This is a genomic window from Streptomyces sp. NPDC025833 (genome assembly GCF_055558055.1).
Map to the genome: position 1 here is coordinate 273,546 of NZ_JBVHNF010000011.1, position 16,026 is coordinate 289,571.

At 71.3% G+C, this 16,026-nt stretch carries 11 protein-coding genes and 1 pseudogene; 8 read left to right on the forward strand and 4 right to left on the reverse strand.

The window, feature by feature from the left end; genetic code table 11:
• Positions 1-19: 19 nt before the first annotated feature.
• The 3 genes from ACZ4K2_RS21505 to ACZ4K2_RS21515 all read left to right on the forward strand — a co-directional run bounded on the left by ACZ4K2_RS21505 (position 20) and on the right by ACZ4K2_RS21515 (position 6,137).
• Complete coding sequence (locus ACZ4K2_RS21505; protein WP_467475569.1) at positions 20-4,366, forward strand: hypothetical protein; 4,347 nt, start codon at positions 20-22, stop codon at positions 4,364-4,366.
• A 10-nt stretch (positions 4,367-4,376) separates the two neighbouring features.
• On the forward strand, positions 4,377-5,435 hold the full coding sequence (locus ACZ4K2_RS21510; RefSeq protein ID WP_467475570.1) for a hypothetical protein: 1,059 nt from the start codon (positions 4,377-4,379) through the stop codon (positions 5,433-5,435).
• 285 nt (positions 5,436-5,720) lie between these two features.
• Positions 5,721-6,137, forward strand: coding sequence for a peptidoglycan-binding domain-containing protein (locus ACZ4K2_RS21515; protein WP_467475571.1), 417 nt, complete (start codon positions 5,721-5,723; stop codon positions 6,135-6,137).
• 589 nt (positions 6,138-6,726) lie between these two features.
• Here the strand turns inward: ACZ4K2_RS21515 and ACZ4K2_RS21520 are convergent.
• Positions 6,727-7,098, reverse strand: coding sequence for a beta/gamma crystallin domain-containing protein (locus ACZ4K2_RS21520; RefSeq protein ID WP_467475572.1), 372 nt, complete (start codon positions 7,096-7,098; stop codon positions 6,727-6,729).
• 358 nt (positions 7,099-7,456) lie between these two features.
• Between ACZ4K2_RS21520 and ACZ4K2_RS21525 the strand changes: the two genes are divergently transcribed.
• Positions 7,457-9,859 (forward strand): helix-turn-helix domain-containing protein, encoded by a 2,403-nt coding sequence (locus tag ACZ4K2_RS21525; protein ID WP_467475573.1) that lies wholly within the window; start codon positions 7,457-7,459, stop codon positions 9,857-9,859.
• Here ACZ4K2_RS21525 and ACZ4K2_RS21530 read toward each other — a convergent pair.
• Complete coding sequence (locus ACZ4K2_RS21530) at positions 9,853-10,077, reverse strand: DUF6417 family protein (protein WP_467475574.1); 225 nt, start codon at positions 10,075-10,077, stop codon at positions 9,853-9,855. The genes ACZ4K2_RS21525 and ACZ4K2_RS21530 overlap by 7 nt on opposite strands.
• Positions 10,078-10,631: 554 nt before the next feature.
• On the opposite strand from ACZ4K2_RS21530, the gene ACZ4K2_RS21535 reads away from it, so the two are divergent.
• Both ACZ4K2_RS21535 and ACZ4K2_RS21540 read left to right on the forward strand, forming a co-directional pair.
• On the forward strand, positions 10,632-11,102 hold the full coding sequence (locus ACZ4K2_RS21535) for an RICIN domain-containing protein (protein ID WP_467475575.1): 471 nt from the start codon (positions 10,632-10,634) through the stop codon (positions 11,100-11,102).
• A 68-nt stretch (positions 11,103-11,170) separates the two neighbouring features.
• Positions 11,171-11,650 (forward strand): RICIN domain-containing protein, encoded by a 480-nt coding sequence (locus ACZ4K2_RS21540; protein ID WP_467475576.1) that lies wholly within the window; start codon positions 11,171-11,173, stop codon positions 11,648-11,650.
• A 250-nt stretch (positions 11,651-11,900) separates the two neighbouring features.
• On the opposite strand, the gene ACZ4K2_RS21545 is transcribed toward ACZ4K2_RS21540, so the two are convergent.
• Positions 11,901-12,098: a universal stress protein gene (locus tag ACZ4K2_RS21545; RefSeq protein ID WP_467475577.1), complete on the reverse strand. Its 198-nt coding sequence runs from the start codon at positions 12,096-12,098 to the stop codon at positions 11,901-11,903.
• A gap of 771 nt (positions 12,099-12,869) precedes the next feature.
• Positions 12,870-13,323: pseudogene (locus ACZ4K2_RS21550) on the reverse strand (protein-tyrosine phosphatase family protein).
• Positions 13,324-13,852: 529 nt separating this feature from the next.
• Between ACZ4K2_RS21550 and ACZ4K2_RS21555 the strand changes: the two are divergent.
• Together ACZ4K2_RS21555 and ACZ4K2_RS21560 are read left to right on the forward strand one after the other, a co-directional pair.
• Positions 13,853-15,223, forward strand: a complete 1,371-nt coding sequence (locus ACZ4K2_RS21555; protein WP_467475578.1) for an amidohydrolase family protein — start codon at positions 13,853-13,855, stop codon at positions 15,221-15,223.
• On the forward strand, positions 15,220-15,930 hold the full coding sequence (locus tag ACZ4K2_RS21560) for a sulfite exporter TauE/SafE family protein (RefSeq protein ID WP_467475579.1): 711 nt from the start codon (positions 15,220-15,222) through the stop codon (positions 15,928-15,930). The genes ACZ4K2_RS21555 and ACZ4K2_RS21560 overlap by 4 nt, the downstream gene beginning before the upstream one ends.
• The last annotated feature ends 96 nt before the right edge of the window (positions 15,931-16,026 follow it).

Below are 16,026 nucleotides of genomic sequence, written 5' to 3' on the forward strand. Positions count from 1 at the left end.
GACGAAGGGGAATCCACTCGTGACGATCGGACAGCGCATCCAGTGGGTCGTCCTGCCGGCCGGCCTGTCGCCCGACGGGACCCAGGCCCTGGTCTCGGTGTTCGTGGCGCCCCGGCTGAGCGTCGACGGCGACGGCCAGGGGGCGACCCTCGCCCCGTTCGAGGACTTCCTCGACTGGCCGGCGCGCCTGGCGAACGCCCGCTTCATGCTCGACACCGCGACCGTGGACGAGGGCACCGGGCGCAGCACGGCGGCCGGTGCGCCGTTCGGCCCACTCACCCTCACCGGGAATCCCGCCGACTCGAACCTCTGGAAACGGTTCTTCCACCCGGACACCCCGCTGGATTCCTTCGCCTTCGACGACTACGCGCCACGGGCGAAAGTGACCTATGCGGCGGCGGACCTGGCCAGAGCGGACCGCCGTGCCTACGCCGACATCGCGTCCGCCTCGCCGACCGAGCTGCCGAACCCCGCGGCCATGAGCGGGTTCGCCGGATTCCCCGCGAGCGGGGACATGCCCGACACCCTGCGGAACGTCACCGGGAAGCTCGACGACGCCGACGCACGAGCCGCCGACGACCCCACCGGCAACGTACAGCCGGATCTCTCCTCGGCCCAGGAGCAGTTCCTCGCTTTCCATCCGCAGATACGGGACGGGTCCACCGGGGCGGGCGAGCTGCCGGAGCCACCGCCGCGGCCCGACAAGCCCAAGCCCGACTTCCACCAGATGCTCTCCGCCCTCGGCGACCATCCGGCGCTGCTGCGCCGCCTCGGCCTGGTCATCGACCTGGCCCTGCCGGTCGGCCAACTCCCGCGCACCCGTGGGGGGCTGGGCCTGGTGCTCGTCCCCACCGTCCCGTCGGCGCTCCCGGACTCCGCCAATGTCCCGGACACGCCGGCCACGTTGTACGTCCTGGACCAGGACGGAAACTTCTGCGCCGCCGCCTCCGGATCCGATCCGCTGGGTCCACCCGCCCGCGGGCTGCTCGCGCTGCCCGTCAGCGAGAGTGACGACGGCGTCGAACGGCCCGACACGTACCGCATCGAGCAGACCGACACGGACGGTACGAACCTGAAGCTGCTCGCCGCGTCCGCCGCCGCCGATGCGCCGCCCGAGGGCTCACCCGCCCCCGCCGCGCCGCCGACCGTACGGACCACCGGCCTCGCCCTCGTCCACACCGGCCACGCACAGGCCCTCCAGTCCGGTCTCCTGCACGCCGCCGACCAGCACCGGCAGCGGGACGATGCCGGCCTGACCACGTTCACCTCGGAGGACCTGGTGCGGGGCTACCGGGTCGACGTCAACGACCGGGGGAAGTGGCGGTCCTTGAACGAACGCATCGTGAACTACAACCCGCCCGGCGCGCAGGCGGGCACCGCGCCCATCGTTCCCCCCGTCACGGACGAGGGTTTCGTGCAGACCGGCCTGATGCAGCCGGACGGGCCCGACGGCCGCGTCCATGTGCACGAGCACATGGTCACCTGGAACGGCTGGGCCCTGTCGGCTCCCCTGCCGGGCAATGTGATGGTCGACGGTTACGACCCGAACGGCGGCCCCGGTACACCGGACCCGACGGCGGGACCGCAGCCCGTCCGCAACGAGGCATTCACGAAGCTGCCCCTGCAGATCGAGACCGCTCCGAAGCCGGGCAGCCTGCCCCGGCTGCGCTTCGGTGCTCAGTACGAACTCCGTGTCCGCACCGTCGACCTGGCGGGCAACGGCCCCACCGTGGAGCAGGCGACGGACCGGATGGACCAGGACGATCTGGCGCTGCCCGTCGGCGGGACGACCTTCCGGCGGCACGAACCGGTCCCGGCCCCCCTGCTGCTGCCGCGCTCCCCCTTCCTGGAGGGAACCGGCGCGCACCGGATGGTGATCCGCAGTGACGACGGGCAGTCCACCGCCGCGTACGCCGCCGCCTTCAACGCCTCCCCGCTGGTCGCAGGCGGGACGCATCCGCCGTACCTGCCCGTCGACGAACGGCATCTGGTGGCTCCGAAGGCGTCGCTGGAGTGCGTCGAACGCCACGGCAAGCTCGACGACGCGATCGCCTCCGGCAACTCGACGACCCGGCAGGCGGTGTACCAGCTCGCCGTACGGGAGTCGGGCAGTCTCGACGATCCCGGGCTGCCCGGCTTCCGGGCGGCGCCCGACACCCCGGGGCACCCCGGCGGCTACGCGCTGCACACCGGGGAGTCGGTCCAGGTGCCGTACCTGCCCGATCCGCTGTCGCTGGGCGTGGTCTTCCACGGGCTGCCGGGCCTGCCCGAGAACCAGCGGGACGAGCCCTTCGAGGTGCCGTGGGCCGGTGCGCAGTGGCACACGCCCCGGTCGCTGCGGCTGCGGGTCGTCGAGGGGTCCGGGCCGCCGGTTCTCGACGCGGCCGCCCGCGTGCTGACGGTCTCGCTGCCCAAGGCGGCGGTGGCCGTCGTACGGGTCAGCTCCAAGGTCCGCGTCGACGAAGGGATCATGGGCATGCTGCGCTGGTGCCACGACGAGCTGGGCGACAGCAGCGACGGCTTCGCCGCCATCATGAACGCGTCCCGGAGCGGCCGTCACTGGATGCTCACGCCCTGGTACGAGCTCACTCTGGTCCATGCCGTGCAGCACCCCCTGACGGCGCCCGTCCTGGAGATCCCGGACCTCGCGGGGCGTGATCACGGCGAGACCGCCGAGCACCTGTCGGGAACGGTCGGCGTGGACCCCGCGAGCACCGACCGGATCGATCTGTTCGCGGAGTGGACCGAGGTGACCGACGACCCGGCGCAGGAGGAGCCCGGTACGCCGCAGGACCGTGCGGCGCCGGTCTTCGGGCTGACGCTGCCGAAGCCGCCGCTCGAGGGGAGCGACGTCCCCGACGACCCTGCCTCCCTCCCCTTCGTCCTGGCCGGCGGCACGCTGTTCTTCAACACCCGGGCGGCAGAGCAGGCGCGCGCCGACGGCGACAGCAGCATTCCGCCGACCTTGCAGAAGCAGGAGTTCGGCGATACGAAGCACCGGACGGTGCGGTACCACGTGGTGGCGACCACGCCGTTCGCCGACAGCTTCCCGGCCGATCTCGGGGACCATCCCGAGCAGCGGTTGCTGTCCCGGCCGGGTGAGCAGCCGGTCGACGTCACGCACACGGTGTTCAGCAGCGCCAAGCCGGCGGCGCCCAAGGTGATCGACGTCGTGCCGACCCAGTCCTTCGACGCGTCCGGTTCCCTGCCCGGCACGCTCACCCGCCGTCGGCTCGGCGGCCTGCGGGTCTATCTGGAGCGGCCGTGGTTCTCCTCCGGCGAGGGCGAGTTGCTCGGGGTGCTGGTCCGCGACGAGGGGAGCGACGCGCCGGAGTCCTCGTACCCCTTCATCAGCGTGATGGGCCGCGACCCCATCCACGTCTCGGCGCCCGTCAGCGCGCCGACGGCGTCCGCCTTCCCCGGCGCCGCGACGGTCGCGGCGGGCCTCCCCCTGCCGGAGCCCTCGGACTTCACCGCCGGCTTCACGGTCACGGCCGTCGGCTACGAGCCGCGGTTCGACCGGGATGCCGGCCGCTGGTTCTGCGACATCGATCTCGACACCGGGGGCGCCTACTTCCCGTTCGTCCGGCTGGCGTTGACGCGCTTCCAGCCCGCTTCCCTGCCGGGTGACCATCTGTCGCAGATCGTGCTCACGGACAACCTGAGGGTCCTCCCCGAGCGCATCCTCACCGTGGCCGGCACGGATCCCCTGCTCGTCCGGCTGTCCGGTCCCAACTACACCGTGCCCGGCGGGGCCGACACGGGCGTGCGTCCCGCCAGGGCGACGGCGTTCCTCCAGGAGCGCGATCCGGAACTCGACGACGACGCCGTCGCCTGGTTCACCCTGGAGGACAGCGCGTCCCCACTCGAGCGCGCCGACGACGTCTCCCTCTCCGCCTCCGACTACACGGGGCAACTGCCCCTTGCGGGCGGTGGGCCGGACAGCGGGGCGGCCCGCAGGCTCCTGGTCGTCGAGGAGGCGGTCACGGTCGCCTACCATCCCGAGGATCCGGAGGCGGGGACGCAGGGCAGCGTCGTGTACATGGACACGGTGGAGGTGGAATCACCGCACCACAACGGCCCGCACCCTGGCCCGCACGGGCCTCACGACGGGCCACACGGGCCGCACGACGGGCCACACGGGCCGCACGACGGTCCCCACGGCGGGCCCCACGGTCCACATGACGGTCCCCACGGTGGGCCCCACGGTCCACATGACGGTCCCCACGGTGGGCCCCACGGTCCACATGACGGTCCCCACGGCGGGCCCCACGGTCCACATGACGGTCCCCACGGCGGGCCCCACGGTCCACATGACGGTCCCCACGGAGGCCCGCACAGAGGGCCGCACGGTCCCCACCACTGAGGAGGCGGCCATGGGGCTGTTCCCGGATCTCAAGGGCGACCTGCTGGAGCGGGACGCCGGTCTGGACAAGGCGTTCCAGGACGCGAAGGAGACCCCGTCCGGGCAGGCGCTCGGCAGCGAGCCGGTCGTCGTCGTGGCCCTCAACCAGCAGGAGCCGCACTTCTTCACCGGACAGCTCGAACTCGAGGTCCACTACTCGGCGAGCCTGCTGAAGGCCACCGCCATGTGGGCGGCACACGAACTGCTGCGCGCCACGAACGAACTGGTGGATTCCTTCGACGCGCGACCGCCTCCGGCCGACGTCATCACCATGCTGCGCGACGCGTTCGATCCGCTCATCGACGCGCAACGGGTGGCCCAGCTCCGAGGGGTGGACATGGGAAACACCCTGCTTCCGCGCTGGGACGACGTTTTCGACGTGCGGGCAGATTCCTTCGTGGAATTCACTCCCGCGTTCTCCGACAAGCTGTCGGACGCGATCGCCAACGGCAGCAACACCTCCGCCGGCACGGTGATCCACGGGCTGGGCTTCGGCTATCTCACCAAGGCCGCGGCCTCGGCGGGGTTTTTCGATGACAGCGCCACCGGCAGCCCGGAGACGGCCGACGGCATGTGGCTGTGCGGCGACTTCGCCAACGGATTCACGCCCCGGCGCATTCCGTGCGTCAACGACACCGGGCCCGTGGCGCAGGCGACGTCCGCCCGGCAGATGGCGCGTCTGTTCGCCTTTCTGGGCGGCCGGAGTCTGGCCGGTGCCCAGAACACCCCGCTTGTCGACGGGGACGGCGACGAAGCCATGCTGGCCCTGCTGCGGCAGGCGGTGCTGAATCGTCATTCCATGCTCGACCAGGACACCACGGTGAACTTCGACATGGTGTTCTCGAAGGTCGGGCAGGGGCCGCTGAACACGGGAGCGGTCGTGTGCTCGGAAGCGGCGATCATCGACGAGAGGTCCACCGGCAGACGCTTCGTCGCGGTCTTCCAGAACCGCGTGGGCACCACGTCCGCTCAGCTCAAGCCGGTGTCCCAGCTCGTCGACACCACTCTCGTCAACTTCCTCTTCCCGTAGGCCGTACGCACCACCTCATCGCCCTACCGCCCTCCTCTGCGACGCGGGCGGCGTCACGGCCCCGCCGATGCCCCACCAGTCGTACGCACCGCCGCAGGCATCCGCACCGGCCGCGCGGCCGAGCACTCCGCCCTGTTCGTGTAGCCGCAAGGCGGCTGTTGGACAGCTCCGGTCTGTCTGGAACGGACGGAAGCTTGTGGTGGTTGTTCGCTTGTCCTGCCAGTGTCGCCGTATCAGTCTGACTCACCCTGATACGCAAAGAACTGCGCCCAGCGAGGAGAAAACATGAGCCTGCGGTCCTCCACCCGCTTCCGGAGCGCGTTCACCGGAGCAGCCGCCTGCCCCGCCCTCGCACTGGGAATGGTGCTGGCCGGCCCCGGTACGGCAGTCGAGGCAAGACTCGTCGTCCGCCTCGGCGGCTGCCTGTTCCGTCATCTGGCGGGTGTCGACGAACTACGCGGGTTGGACCGCGAACTACAGCTGCGCGTCGAACATCGTGATCCGTCAGGGAGCCGTCGGCGACCGGGCAAGGAGATCCAGTGCCTCCTCCCGCACAAGGGCTACGGCGTCGGCTCGCCGGGTGCCGCCGGGGTGTTCGGAAGCAACACCTTCGACGCAGTTGCTGCGTTCCAGCGCTCCAGGGGTATCACCAGCGACGGCATCGTCGGGGAGAACACGTGGCGCAAGTTGCGCGCCAGGTGAGCCGGTTCCACAGTCCTCCGGTCGTCGGCGCGCGGCCGGAGGACTGTGGAACCTCCGGCCGGCCCGTGCTGGCGTACAGCCCGCCGCTCGCGATGCCCCCGTTGCCGTCACCGGCCTCCGGGAGCTCCCAACGGTCCCAGTCGAGCAGCCACGCGGCTCTGCGCGGCTGGATCTTCGCCCGCGTCTGGACACGACCTCTCCGTCACCCCGGCGGCTCTGGGGCGATTGCCGTGCCCCGGAGCCCTCATGGTCGTGTTTTCGACGTCTGCTTCGGTCGGGAGGCCGGACATGGGTCTCACCGTCTCGTGAGCACGTCAGGACGAATCGGATGCGTCGGTCCTGCGCCAAGTGCCGCCGGCGCGAACCGGTCTCCCGTCGGTATACGGACAGCAGACCGGCGAAACTCCCGGTGAGCGATGGCCCTCGGCCGAGAAACGATCTACCAGGAGTTTCGCCGTGCGATGCAACCGGTATGCCGCAACCCGACCAGGGCTTCGACAGGTGGGAAAGCCTCGGTCAACGACCGATCGCGCCATGAAGAAGTCGTCCGAGAAGGTGGCCCGAAAGGCCCTTCGACCGCTCTTCGGTGTCAGTGGATCCGGATCGATATGATCTCATGGACGTGGCCCGGGTTCCATGAACTCCACCGCTGCAGGGTGACGGTCTCGAGCCGCGGGTCACTCAGGTTTCGCTGGAACTGAAGGGTCACGACGTTGTTCCCCGACTCGACCCAGTTCACGCCGTAGATGGCGACCGGAATCGAACCGGCGTTGGCGAAGCAGAGCGTGTCGCGGCCGCTGTTGTTGTGAATTTCCAGGTAGCCGTTCTCGTTGCAGTCCGTACGGTTGATCAACACTCCGTTGGTGGACGTCGTGGCGGCCGTAGCGGGCATGGCCGTGGCCGCCAGGGCGGCTACGGCGACTGCTGCGACACCGAGGGAGCGGCGCATGGGAAGTTTCATTCTCTTTCTTCCTCTCGTGGTCGGACTGGCATCACGACCGTCGACTGAGGTGCTCAGGCCAATGTCTTGGCGCGCATTGCGGCGGAGGTGACTCGAACTGGTGCCTTGCTGGTTTCCTCATTCCGGGTACGAAAGCGAGGTCCCGCACCCGGAAGGAGGCCGGATCACGGCCTGCCGAGGACGAGTTGAACGGGGCCGGTGACCGTGTCGGACGAAGTGCCGCACTTGGACAGCCCCGAGCTTGTACCGTGCGGCGTCCCGGTGGCAATTCCCTCAGGATTTCTGGAATACCGGGATGCCCACACTGCTCTGACCTGGAGAAACGTAGTGATCGTGGGATGTCGAATGGGATGGAGGAATGGTGGGGACAGCGGAGGAGTCAACTGGTTTCGCCGAGCTGCTGTGCAAGTTGAAGGAGCGGTCCGGACTGAGTTATGCGGCGCTGGCAAAGCAGGCTCACATGAGCACCTCGACATTGCACCGGTACTGCAAGGGGGAAGGGGTGCCGACCGACAATGCTGCCGTCGCCCGGTTCGCCCGGGTGTGCAAGGCGACCTCCGAGGAACTGAACGAGTTGCACCGGCGCTGGGCGCTGGCGGACGCGGTACGGAATCGCGCACGGCGTACGGCGGACGAGGGGACGACTGAGCCGGATTCGCATTCGGCACAGATGAGCACGGGCAAAGTCCCGCCGAAGGCGGTCGGCTGGCAACGCGGCCCGGCCTCGGCTCCGGGACTGATGGCGATGCCGCGGGCGGTACCTGACTTCACCGGTCGGAGCGAGGAGTCGAACCGGTTGGCCTCGCTCGCGGACGGTCCGCCGGACGGGCGGGCGCCCGTCGTCGTGATCTCGGGCCAGCCGGGAGTCGGTAAGACCAGCTTGGCCGTACACGCCGTCACCGCGCTGTCGCAGCGTTTCCCGGACGGGTGCTTCTTCGTCGACTTGCGGGGCCTGGACGCACGTCCGTTGGACCCTGGCATCGTGCTGGAGCGTCTGATCCGTGCCCTGGAACCTGCCCACGCCTGGTTGCCACTGCACTTGGGCGACCGGGCCGCCCAGTACCGGTCCGTGGCGTCTGGGCGCCGGATCGCTGTAATCCTGGACAACGCGGCGGACGAAGCCCAGATCCGCCCCCTGCTGCCGGCGACCGGCGCGGTCATGACGGTGGTCACCAGCCGCCGGATGCTCACCGGGCTGGAGGGGGTGGACCGGCTCCCCCTGTCGTCCATGCCGGACGAGGAAGCCCGAGATCTGCTGGAACGCCTGATCGCGGGTCTGCCTGCCGCCGGTCGTACCGCTGACGCGGTGTCGCGGCTGGCCCACTCCTGCGGCAACCTCCCGCTGGCCCTGCGGATCGTCGGCAACCGCCTGGCCAGCCGTCCGGACTGGTCGCCCGACCGGCTAGCCGCCCGGCTCGAGGACGAGGAACGCCGTCTGGACGCACTGACCGCGGGCGACTTGGAGGTCACCGTGGCCTTCGAACTGTCCTACACGCGGTTGTCCAGCGCCGCACAGCGGCTCTTCCGGCGGCTGGCCCTGATGCCGGGGCCGCATTGCAGCCCGGAACTGGCCGCAGTGCTGGCAGGGCTGCCGGATGCCGACACGGAGGACGTTCTGGACGAGTTGGTCGAGTTCGGCCTGGTCCAATCGGCTTTCACCGCACGCTACCGGCTGCACGACCTCATCCGGATCTTCGCCCGGCGGCGGCTGGAGCAGGAAGAGCCCGAAACCGAGCGCGCCGCCGTCGAAGCACGGGCGGTGCACTGGCTACTGGACACCGCGATCGTGGCCGGTTGCCGGTTTGACCCCGCCTTTACGGCCCTGCCCGGGCTGGAAGACGACCGCGTGCGGGTGGACACCCAGGAGACAGCACAGCAATGGTTAACGACAGAGGCCGACAACTGGCTTGCCGCGCTGGAACTGGCTGCCGCCGCCGGACAGTGGCGACGGGTGGTCGACGTGGCCGAAGCCATGCACTGGTTCTCCGACCGCTGGATCCACTGGGGTTACTGGCCCCGGGTGTTCACCCTGTCCAGTGAAGCCGCCGCCGAGCTTGCCGACCACGCCGCCGCCGCTACCCACCTGAACTACCTCTCCTGGGCGCACAACACCTGCGTCGGTGACACCGCGGGGGCGATCGACTGCGCTCGCAGGGCTCACGCGGAAGCGGTGACGGCCGGGGACCCACGGCTGCAGGCGTGGGCCGACTCGTACTTGGCAGTGGCACTGTTGAAGGCCGGGGACGCCCATGGTGCGCTGCCGCTGGCCGCCCGGGCGATGCGGGGGTTCCGCATGGTGAACGACCGTGAAGGCATGGTGATGCATGCGCTGTCCACCCTGGGCAGGGCACTGGAGCGGACAGGGAAGCCCGACCAGGCCCTGCGGGCCTACCGGCAAAGGCTCGCACTGGCATCTGACCCAGCCACCGCACCGTCACCCGTGATCGCGGGGATGACACGGGTGTCGGCGGCACGCGACATCGGCCTGCTGCATCTCGCGCAGGGACGGTGGCGGGAGGTGGTCGACACACTTGCGCCGGCTATCGCTTGGGAGCCCGCATCGAACATCCCGCAATGGCAGGCTCAGATGTACACCGCGCTCGGCCGGGCCCACCACGAACTGGGCGAGACGCGGAGCGCATTGGCCGCCATGGACAGCGCCCTGTCGATTTACCGGCAGATCGGCGACGACAACGCTGCACAGACCGTCCAAACCATGCGCCACGGTGTGAACTCAGATCTGACAGCCTCCCTCTACTGACCTGAGCCGGAGATTCGTCGGCAGTAGGCGGCGACATCGTCGAGGAACTCGTCGGCTGTTTTCGTCCAGATGAACAGTTGGGGGCGTTCATTCCAGTCGGCGAGCCAGTGCAGCAGGGCGTGCGTCTCTTGAAGGGTGAGCAGCGGCAGCCGCTCGCCCGCGGTCTCCACGGGTGCGAACTCGATCTCGTCCAGATCCAGGTGCTCGTAGCCGCCCACCACTGTTGCAATGCCGCGTACTCCGCCCCGGTCACGCACCCTGGGCCCTGGGCAGGAGACAGCCCCGGCCGCGTGGCCGCCGGCCGAAGCTGAACGTGTGAAGAAGTGCGGTCGTGAAGGGTGGTCGCCTACGGTTCCGCCGGGAAGCCCGGGGACCCGGGCGGAGGCCCTCACGGTCCCCGGCCGGGCCTGTGCGTCCATGGGGGCCTGCCGCTCTATCGGGTCAGGCGCAGGTGCCAGCCTTCCGCGTCGCGGGCGAGAGCCGGGGTGCTCGACATCCAGCGGGGCGGGGCGGACCGGCGCTCGGACGAGAACCCGCCGAGCGCGCGTCGTAGACCGGGCAGGCAGAGCGGCTCCCACCCGGTGAGCCACGGAGAAGGCGCATCGATCCCGCGCCGGGGCCGACCGGCAGAAATGGGAAACAGCACTTCTGTCAGGAGAACTTCATGGCCCGCGCACGCTGCTGTGCGGTTGGCTGCAAGCCCACCGCACAGCACGCTTCCGGCACCTGCCGGACGAAAGAGAGGCCGTCCATGAGAGTGCGATCCGGCATCGTGACAGTCCTGGCCGCCGTATGCGCAAGCGTCGCCCTGGCGCCGTCGGCACAGGCCGCCGAACCCGTCCTCGGCCGCGCCAACGTCGTGGTCAACGAGCAGACCGGGCTCTGCCTCGACTCTGACACCGCCGGGAACGTCTACACCAAGGAGTGCCGCTCGGACAATCCCTACCAGCAGTGGGTGCCGTCGGACCCAAGTGGGTCGACGCACATGCAACTCCGCAACGTGCAGACGGGTCTATGCCTGACGGCCGTCAACAGCACCTCGGTGCGCACGATGGTATGCACCTCGAACCGTTACTACCCCATGGAGTGGGCGCTGATCGGCAGGTCGGGCATGCAGCTGTTGGAGAACGCCAACAGCCCGACACTCCCGGTGGTCTTGGACTCGGATACCAACGGCAAGGTCTATCTGCGGCAGGCCACCAACGGCAACCGCTACCAGAGCTGGCTCTTCTACCTGGCCTGATACCTCACCGTCCTCATCGCGGCGGCCGGGCAACGGCCCGGCCGCACACCACCCCAGAAAGGTCACTCATGAGAGCACGACTGGCCACGGCCGGCACCCTGGCAGCTCTGACGGTCGGTATGTTCGCGGCTCCCGCGAGCGCCGCCTCCGACCCGAGGGACGGGTATCCGCAGAGCATCCACAACGAACAGACCGGCCTCTGCCTGGACTCCGACTTGCAGGGCAAGGTCTACACAAAGTCCTGCACCCACGACAATCCATACCAGCAGTGGAAAACCACCACCGTCAACCACGTCAACCTCTGGACGTTCAAGAACGTGGCCACCGGGCTGTGCGTCACCCGCATCAGCGACACGACGGTCCGTGCCATGGAATGCGCCAACCCGGGCTACGCCCCCCAGACCTGGGATTTCAACACCGCCGCCCGTACCAACGCACTCCTCAACGTCTCCCTCGCCCTGGACTCGGACAACGACGGAAACGTGTACCTGAGGCCCCAGACCCAGAACAACCGCTTCCAGAGCTGGCTCTTCAGCTTCCCCATCTGAACACCGCCCGTTCGTAGCCCGGCGGGAAACGGGCGCACTCCCATCCCTTCGGCTGGTGCGCGGTAGACGCCACCGGACCACCCACCTCCTGCCGCACCGGGCCAGACACGGCGCTGGACGGGCGGCAGGCGGAGAGGCCGGACATGATGAAGCCCCCGATGTCCCGGCGGCCGACGACCACGAGGTCCGCGGCGCGCGACTCGGCCACCAGCACCGACACCGCACCGCCGATCATCACGGCATCGCCGACCTACACCCCGGGCGCCACACGCCGGGCGTCCTGTCCGGCTTCGTGCGCCAGCGTGTTGAGCGGGGCGGGGTCCAGTGGCGCGTACATGTGATCGACCGGCCAGCTGAAGGCGTGCACCACGCGCAGCTCAGCGCTGCGCCGCTCAGCTTCTCGGGCGGCCTGAACCACCGCGGCATGGCTCGATGACGAACCGTCCACCCCCTACGACGGCCTTGCTGCCCACTGCGCCTCCGCACACATGTCGGTACCGCTGGGCCCGGGCGAGACGGGCCGTCAGGTGAGCCCCTTGCGGCTGTCCGCCCGAGGCGGTGGACCGCTCCCTGTAGCCGGGCTCTAGATCCTCCATTGCCAGGAATCCGGTCTCGACGACTTGTCCGACGGAGTCCGGGAAGTCGACGTGCACGTCCTGGGCGGCCTCTTGCTTCGTCTTGTCCGTGTTGTTCGACCGGGGCCGCCCGGTCCGGGCCGAGGCGACGGACCGGTGCTCTGACCGCCACCGCCGCAACCTGCCAGGACGAGCAGCCCGGGGGGCAGCCGCGTGTCAACGTTGACGGCTCGGTGACCGAAGCGACGAAAGTCGCCAGGAAACCTCGGAGGCATGTAGCATCCTTCGCGCCTTGCACGGACGAGCACACTCATCGTCCGCACCGAGAGCGCGAGCGGCGAGTCGGCCGTGGCCATTCGGGGCGCGCACGCCCTGCAGCGCTCACCACCGCGGCCCAGCACGCGGCCACCCCGCCGGTCCCGTCCGGCGGTCCCTGATCCGGCGCGGGTCAACGTCATGGCGCTGCTGACGCGCGGGGTCTCCTTCGTCCTCATGGCGGGAGCGACCCGGAGCCACCGCGTACCGACCCTTCACCGCCGTTGAGCGCGAGGGCCGTCACACGTGCCCGAGACCGGGGACCGCGCACCGTTCACCGCCCCGGGGCCGCAGCGTGCGGCGGTCCGCTCGTCGACGTCCTGCCCCGGTCACGGGACTGGCCGGAACCGGCCCGGGAGAGATACCGGGCCGGTGTTACCGGCACCGGTGGCACGTCCGCGCCGCGCCGCTACGTACCGCTTCTGCCAGGGCGTCTCGACGGCGCGGCCGTCGTAGTGCCGGCGCACGTACGCCACCGCGTCCTTGGCGGGGACGCCGTCCAGGACCGCCAGGCAGGCCAGCGCCGTGCCCGTCCTTGACCGGCCTCCGCCGCTGGCGAGCTCGACGCGTTCGGTGGCGGACCGCTCCCACGCCTCGCGTAGGACGGACCGGGACTCGCGGTCGTCCGCGGGCAGCCGGAAGCCGGGCCGGCGCAGCCGGCGCGCCTCGGACTTGGGGAGGCCGCTCGCCCAGCAGGTGGACGGCGACGTCCGGTTCGGGACCGGTGGGGAGAGGGCGGCGCAGGCCGCGACCACGGACGAGGCGACCGGAGGGCGGCTTCATGACGCCGGGCGCGCCGTCGTGCCACCCGCCAGCCGCGTCCCCGACCTCTCAGGGCACTACACCCGGGGCGACCAAACCGCGGTACTCGTCGCCCCGCAGCCCCTCGCGAGAAGGCGCCGCAGGGTGGCCCCGCCGGCGCCGTCGAGGCCGAGAGGACCGGGGCACCCGGCGGGGCGGCGCACCTGACGGGCCGGTGGCATCCGCGAGACGGTGATGTCCGGCCGGCCGACGGCACCCGGCGGGGCGGGGAACGGACCGAGCGCATGGATTGACCGTTCCCCGTCCCTGCCGGTCGGCCCGCCGCCGTTCGGGCGGCCGAGGCGGCGTGCCGGTCCGCGGGGCGCCGGCGGGCGTGTCCGGATCGCCGGCCCTGTTCCGACGTTCCGGCTCCGGGCGCGCGCGGGCCAGCCGGGAGGGGCCGGCCGGGTGAGGAGCGGCGGCCGGACCGGCGCCGCACGCGTCGCCGCGCGGTGGACCGGTGGCGGCCGCCCCCTTGACCAACCCCCGGTCCGCCCCTCCATACTGACGGATGGTGGTCCGCGACGGCGTGTTCCACGCCGTCGGACCGGCCGAACGGCTCGTCCGCGCCCACCCGTCGCTGACGCCCCTGTGGCTGCCCGGTCATGTCCTGATGCCGGGCTTCGTCGACGCCCACCACCACCTGACGCAGAGTTTCGGCGGCCCGCTGGCCTACGGGGAGCCCTCGGAAATCTTCCGCAGGGTGTGGGTGCCGCTGGAGCGGGCGCTGGACGAGGAGTCGGCGTACGTCGCCGCGAAGCTGGCCGCGCTGGAGTCGCTGCGCGGCGGCTTCACCACGGTCGCCGAGGCCGGCACCCGCGCCCCGGTGGACGTCGACGTGATCGCCTCGGCGACACGGGACGCGGGCATCCGCTGCGTGCTGGGGCTCGTCTGCAACGACACCGCGGACGGCACGGGCGGGGACGCCGATCCGCGTGCCGTGCTCGCCGCCGCCGAACGGCATCTGGCCCGCTACGGCGACGACGGCCTGGTCCGTCCCTCGCTCGCCGTGTCCGTCCCGGAGGCCGCGACGGCGGGGACGCTGGCGGCGACGGCACGGCTGGCCGCCGCCGCGGGGACCGTCGTCCAGATCCACGTGAACGAACACCTCGTCGGCGTCGAGCGCTCCCTCGTCGCGCACGGGATGCGGCCGCTGGAGTACCTGCACCACGTGGGCGCGCTCGGACCCCAGTTGCTGGCCGCGCACACGACGCTGCTCACCCCGGCCGAGGTCACCCTGCTCGCCGACACCGGCGCGGCGGTGAGCTACAACCCGGTGGCCAGCGCCTGGAAGGGCAACGCGGTCGCCCCGGCCACCGCCTTCGCCGAGCGCGGCGTCAGATTCGGCCTGGGCACGGACGGCACCCGCGGGGACGGCTTCCGGCTCGCGGACGCGGCCGAGTCCGCCCAGCGGCTCACCTACGGCCTGGCCGGCGGCGACTCGTCCTGCGGGGCCGGCTGGACCTGGCTGGAGCGGGCCGGCGCGGGCGGCGCGGACGCGGTCGGCCTCGGCCGGCGCACCGGGCGCGTCGCGGCGGGCCGGGCCGCCGACTTCCTGCTCGTGGACGTCAGCGGGCCCGAGATGCAGCCCTCCTGGGACCTGCCCTGGGAGCTGGTCCGGCGCGGCAACCGGGACCAGCTCACGGCCGTGTTCGTCGCCGGGCGGCTGCGGTTGTGGCAGGGCTGGCCGCCGGACTGGGACGGGCCGGCCCTGGTCCGCCGCGCCGCGGAGCTGGCCCCGCGGGTGGTGGGGCGGGCCGGGGTGATCCGGACCCACCCGACGTCGGTCCGGGCGTGGCGGGAGGCGGGGCCGGCCCGGGCGTGCCCGGCGCCGGCCGCCTCGCCGTCCCCGGCGCTCGGTCCCACGGGGGGCCGGGCGTGACCGGGGAGACGCTCGCCGTGCTGGTCCCGACCGTGGCGGCGGCGGCGTTCGTGCAGGGCGCCAGCGGGCTGGGCTTCGCGCTGATCGTGGCACCGGTGGTGGGACTGCTCGACCCCGGACTGCTGCCGGTGTTCGTGCTGACTTCGATGATCCCGCTGAATCTGTACGTCGCCTGGCGGGAGCGGCACAGCATCGATCTGCGCGGGGCGGGCTGGATCACGGCCGCCCGGCTGACGGCGACCCCGGGCGGGCTCGCGCTGCTGTGGGTGGTGCCGGAGGGCGACCTCGGGGCGGTCGTCGGCGCCGCGACGGTGCTGGCGGCGGTGGTGAGCCTGGTCGTGCCCGGCTTCGTGCCGGGGCGCGCGGCCTACGTGGGTGCGGGGGTCGTCACCGGGCTGACCGAGACGGCGACCGGGGTCGGTGGTCCGCCGCTCGCCCTCGTCTACCAGCACCGGCCGCCCGCCGAGTTGCGCGCGACCGTCGCGCTCTGCTTCCTGACCGGTGAAATCGCCTCCCTGGCCCTGCTGTTCGCGGGGGGCCGGGGGCGCGCGACGGATCTCGGCTGGGCGGCGCTGCTGCTGCCCGCGCTCGCGGCGGGCGCATGGCTGAGCCGCCTGGTGCACCAGCGCGTCGACGCGAAGCGGATGCGGGCCTTCGTGCTCGCGTTCGCCCTGGTGTCCGGGGTGGTCCTGATGGCCGGCGGCTGACCCGCGCCGGAACCGGCCGGGGGTTCCGGCGACGCCCCCGCGCAGCCAGGACCCCCCGGCCCGCGGCCGGCCGGCGCCGGGGAGGGGAAAACCCTG